This window comes from Mesorhizobium sp. M7A.F.Ca.MR.148.00.0.0, from assembly GCF_003997735.1.
In the GTDB taxonomy this organism is placed as follows: domain Bacteria; phylum Pseudomonadota; class Alphaproteobacteria; order Rhizobiales; family Rhizobiaceae; genus Mesorhizobium.
This window is the reverse complement of record NZ_RZTB01000157.1, coordinates 635-5,214: the sequence shown is the minus strand read 5'-3', so window position 1 is coordinate 5,214 and position 4,580 is coordinate 635. Positions and strand designations below refer to the sequence as shown.

The 4,580-nt window shown below is 55.8% G+C and carries 4 protein-coding genes and 1 pseudogene (1 of these 5 cut by a window edge); 4 read left to right on the top strand and 1 reads right to left on the bottom strand.

Annotated features, from left to right (window positions below; translation table 11 throughout):
* Positions 1–299: pseudogene (locus EOB49_RS30855) on the bottom strand (helix-turn-helix domain-containing protein); its annotated part reaches 225 nt to the left of the window's first position; the annotation flags it as partial.
* Between the two features lie 550 nt (positions 300–849).
* Here EOB49_RS30855 and EOB49_RS30850 point away from each other — a divergent pair.
* The 4 genes from EOB49_RS30850 to EOB49_RS38700 all read left to right on the top strand — a co-directional run bounded on the left by EOB49_RS30850 (position 850) and on the right by EOB49_RS38700 (position 4,079).
* Positions 850–2,040 carry an aminotransferase class V-fold PLP-dependent enzyme gene (locus EOB49_RS30850; RefSeq protein WP_245472898.1) on the top strand — a complete coding sequence of 397 codons (1,191 nt, stop codon included), beginning with the start codon at positions 850–852 and terminating at the stop codon, positions 2,038–2,040.
* A 37-nt stretch (positions 2,041–2,077) separates the two neighbouring features.
* Positions 2,078–3,220 (top strand): M20 family metallopeptidase, encoded by a 1,143-nt coding sequence (locus tag EOB49_RS30845; RefSeq protein ID WP_127383202.1) that lies wholly within the window; start codon positions 2,078–2,080, stop codon positions 3,218–3,220.
* Between the two features lie 212 nt (positions 3,221–3,432).
* On the top strand, positions 3,433–3,894 hold the full coding sequence (locus EOB49_RS30840; protein WP_127383201.1) for an SDR family oxidoreductase: 462 nt from the start codon (positions 3,433–3,435) through the stop codon (positions 3,892–3,894).
* Positions 3,882–4,079, top strand: coding sequence for an SDR family oxidoreductase (locus tag EOB49_RS38700; protein ID WP_127383208.1), 198 nt, complete (start codon positions 3,882–3,884; stop codon positions 4,077–4,079). The genes EOB49_RS30840 and EOB49_RS38700 overlap by 13 nt, the downstream gene beginning before the upstream one ends.
* Positions 4,080–4,580 lie beyond the last annotated feature (501 nt).

The following is a 4,580-nucleotide window of genomic DNA, read 5'->3' as shown; positions in this document are numbered from 1 at the left end:
CCCGTCAGTGCCACAACGCGCTCGGCGACTTCAGGTCCGAGTGGGGCAATGCGCGAGGGGCGCGTCTTGTCGCGTAACAGTCCCTCCAAGCCTTCCGCGGCGAAGCGCTCCTGCCAGCGCCACACGCAGGTCTTGGACTTACCAGTTTGCCGCATGATCTCGACGGTGCCCACGCCGTCGCTGCTCAACAGAATGATCTCGGCTCGCCAAACGTGCTTCTGCGCATTGCGATCTCTGATCAGCGCGCCCAGACGCTGACGGGCAATCGAAGAAACGGTGAGCAATATTCCTGTGCGCATGCCAGACTCGCATGCGCACTCACAAAAGGGAATCCCCACCCCGGACTCTTATGTCAGGCGTAAACCACTAGTTGCAACCGTCGAAACTGGCATGGAAAGCCGGGCGAACTCACCCCAATGGGGCTCAAGCCGAATACCCCATCTGTCTCATCTTCGCTCCGATGAGGCTACGATGAGGCTACGATGAGCCAGAATTCCTCGCTTCCTCGTTAAACCAATTCAGCTTGTCGAGGATTTCGCGCCGGTTTTCGGCGTCTTTCAGGTTGAAGCCAGTCTCCCAACCCAGCCGACCTAGATCGATCCCTCGGTCCTTTTCGCGGCCCCCGAAGCGCTTGCGTCACCATCGCGGTCCACGGGAATCCTGCACGCAACCGATTGGCTCGCAGAAAATCTGCAGAAATAGACTCAAACAGGGCGCCTTTCGCGCATATAAACGGATATAGTGAACCCACTGGCAGCTGGTTCTCCGCTGCCGCTAGTCGCGGTCGCGCTTAGACGTCTATTCGCGGCATTGGACGCAGGTAAACCGTAATTGACGAGTCCCATGACTATGAACGGCAGTTTCCTTCCCTTAGCCATCATCCGGGAAGAGTTCCCGGCGACACAAAACGCCATCTACATGGACGTTGCAAATCAGGGGCTGATCTCCCGAAGCACCAGAACATCGTTCGAGGAGCATCTGGATAACAGATTGCACGGGGTAAACGATGAACTTAGCCAGTTGAAGGACATCGAAAAGACACGTGCTAGGTTTGCCCAATTTATCCGAGCAGACAAAGATGAAATTTCTATCACGAAGAACGCCTCAGAGGGGATTAACATAATCGCCAACGCGATCGACTGGCGCCCGGGAGACAGCGTGGTCCTATGCCCTCAGCTGGAGCATGCAAACAACATCCTGCCCTGGCTTCAAGTCAAAGCCCTGCATAATGTTCAGCTAAAATTCGTGGAGCCCGATGACGGTTCGATTCCAGTGGACGCGATTGTCAATGCGCTTGATTCCAGCACGCGCGTTGTGGCGCTTTCAACCGCGACGATGGTTCCTGGTTTTCGCACGGTCACGGAACCTATCGCGGAGGCCTGCAGGCGCCATGGCACGTTCCTTCTGGCGGATGGAACTCAATCGGTTGGAATACTCCATACGGATGTTGATCGGTTGGGCGTGGATGCTTTGGCCGTCTCGACCGTAAAGGGCCTGATGGGCCTTTACGGATCGGGATTTCTCTACTGCCGCCGGCAGTGGGCCGATCGGCTCAAGCCAGCCTACCTTGCTCGCTTCAGCGTCGATCTCGGAAATGCCCCGGAATCGGCTCCCATTCTCAACGCCGCCAACCTGCGGGCCGGGGCGCCTCGTTTTGACATTGGTCATTACAACTTCCCAGGCATGATCGCTGCCCACGCATCATTGGGGCAACTGCTGGAGATCGGAACAGAAGCAATCGACAATCACGTGACGTCTTTGGCAAAACGATTGGCTTCAGGACTGTTGCAACTCGGACTGCCTGTCTGTGGCGGCGCGCCCAGCAAGCACACTGGAAGTATTGTAGCAGTGGGCGATATGGCTACGCTCAGCGGAGCGCGAGAAGCCGCCCCCTATATTCATGCACTACACAGCTATCTTGCTGAGAATAAAGTTCTTGTATCCACCCGACGAGGATTGCTCCGATTTTCGCTCCATCTTTACAACACAGAGGAGGAAGTCGACTTAGTTGTCCATCTAGTAAAGAATTGGTCGAAGTAGTTTGCGCCGCCAGATAACGAGCAGAACAGGAGAGTTTATGTCATCGCCTAGCGCAGATACCGTCGCGCTCCTCCAGGACCTAGTCAAAATTGAGAGCGTGAACCCATCGCTTTCGCCGAGGGGCAGCGGAGAACAGCGGATTGCCGCATATCTTGAGAGGTTTTGCAAGGACCGGAACCTGCCGTATGAACTCCAACACGTTGTCGACGGCCGCTCGAACTTCCTGACGTGGGTTCCAGGCAAAGACCCTAATCGGCGCGTTCTTTTTGTGGCCCATATGGACACAGTGCCAACCGACAATTGGGCGTCGGACCCATTTTCTCCTGAAATGAAAGATAATCGGATCTACGGCCGAGGTAGTTGCGACACCAAGGCTTCCCTTTCGGCGATGATGATCGCCCTCAGTACCCTAGGGAACTGTCAACCCAATGCTACAATTGTCGTTGCCGCCAGCATTGATGAAGAGTACCGCAAGATAGGCGCCCGCGCTATCGCTCTCTCCGGCACGTCGTATGACGCCGCAGTGGTGGGTGAACCAACCGAGCTTGAGCTGGTAGTCGCCCACAAAGGCTCGGTCCGCTGGCAAATCGAGGTTCAGGGCGTCCCTGCTCACACCTCGAAGCCACACCTCGGAGTCAATGCGATCACCGGCATGGCAAAGGTCGTATTGGGGCTCAACGAACACGGTCAGGATCTCGCTTCGCGCACCCAGCCTTTGGTCAGTCCTCCAACTTTGACGGTAAGCCTAATCGAAGGTGGCTTGGAACTGACGACAGTCCCTCCGTCGTGCCGCATCTGGGTTGATCGACGCCTTGTTCCAGGAGAGCGACCAGAGCAGGCTTTGCAAGAAGTAGAGAACATACTGCAAGGTTTGCGAGATCGCGAAAACATCAAGGTCCGATCCCTACTACCAGCGCTGGAAGACCCGGCTCCGGACAGTGCCGAGTCGAGTAAGATAGCGTCCGTGGCAGCGCAGGCGTGTGCCGAGGTTGCCGGGACCGGTAAGTACATTGGAGTACCTTACGGAACAGATGCCAGTCAGCTCTCGTTAGCCGGAATTCCATGCATCGTCCTCGGGCCAGGAAGTATTGATCGCGCTCACACTAATAACGAATTTGTTGAATTGGACCAACTTGCCAAGTCAGTTGATATATATAGACATATAATGCTCAGTTATTAGGCCCTTGTAAGGATGACGATCGAAGGTTACGTCACATAGCTCTTTCATCAATCAGGAAGAGGTTCCTGGCAATGAATTATCATAGCCGAAAGGTTCTGTACGGCCTTTGCAATGGTCTAGGTTTTGAATCGCCAAACGACCCGTGAAAGACGGTGCTGAAGTTGCAATTTGTGCTCGCAATCAGTCGACCCTAGACAAAGCCTGTAGGTGAGTTGCGGAATATTGAGAGACGCGCAGGCGCTCATGGCGTCGTCGCCGACCTCGCGCGGCGTTCCGATGTCGACATGTTGTTTGGACGTACTCTGGAGCTCCTCGGCAACATCGACTGCCTCGCCGTTAATTCTGATCTTATGCCGTACGGAACCATCGAAAATGTAGTGGACGAGGATTGGGATCATTCCTACGAGACGCTTCTTATAAGTGCAGTGCGGCTGTCGCGAGCCGCAGCCAGGATGATGAAAGCGTCTGGTCCCGGCGGGGATATCGTCTTTGTTTCCTCCGCAGGCGTGCATGAGGTGACAGGCCACCTACTCGTATCGAATGTCATGCGTGCCGGAATAGCAGTGCTAGCAAAGCACCTTGCTGACACACTTTCCGGCAGTGGCGTTCGCGTGAATGTGTCGCGCCTGGCTATTTCGATACAGGCAGAGTTCACAAGAGAATTGAGGCCTTAATACTCGACGAGGGTCTCAATCGAGAAGCCGCCATTGAACGTGTCGCCAATGCCAATCCCTCGGGGCGGATTGGAACTGCCGAAGAGCTCGCGGAGCTAGTTGGATTTATCGTGAGCGACCGTGCAAGGTATCTCAATGGTACCACAATCGTGATTGATGGAGGGAGCAGCCGTTTCGTAAAGTAGCTGTAGGTGGAGCTTAGAACATCTGTCGCGGCAGCCGCAGTAACGTGGCACACGCCCTGTCCGGTCGCCGATCACCTGGAGCACGAGCTCGGTCGAAGGCCGTCTGAGACCTGCTGCAAGGAAAGCCAGGTCGCTGTTCGTGGCATCCATTGATCGGGACCCCTATCGTCGCGATCCAAAGTTCCGGAGCATGTTCATGCAGATGGTGGAGGAACCGCTCGTTCTGCTCGTTAAGAGTTTGCCTCTTCGCACGGACCCATGCACAATTCCGGCGCGATGGCGGACGCCAATCGTGAACTCGATGGAGCAGTCGATGGCCGCTTCTCGCGGGCGGCTGTCCACCTGTAGACGGTCGCCTTGCTGCCTTCAAAGCCGCGGTGCTCGAGTGCGGTCAACAGCTGTAACCCATTGCGCTGGCCTTCCTCCCAGCGCTTTCGTGACAGGCTCAAGAAGCATCCTGTGGTCAAAGCGCGAGGCGGTCGACTTCACCGGCACCTTGCC

Coding starts and splice junctions, on each gene's coding strand:
- EOB49_RS30850 (WP_245472898.1), top strand. CDS start 850: ATGAACGGCAGTTTCCTTCCCTTAGCCATCATCCGGGAAGAGTTCCCG.
- EOB49_RS30845 (WP_127383202.1), top strand. CDS start 2,078: ATGTCATCGCCTAGCGCAGATACCGTCGCGCTCCTCCAGGACCTAGTC.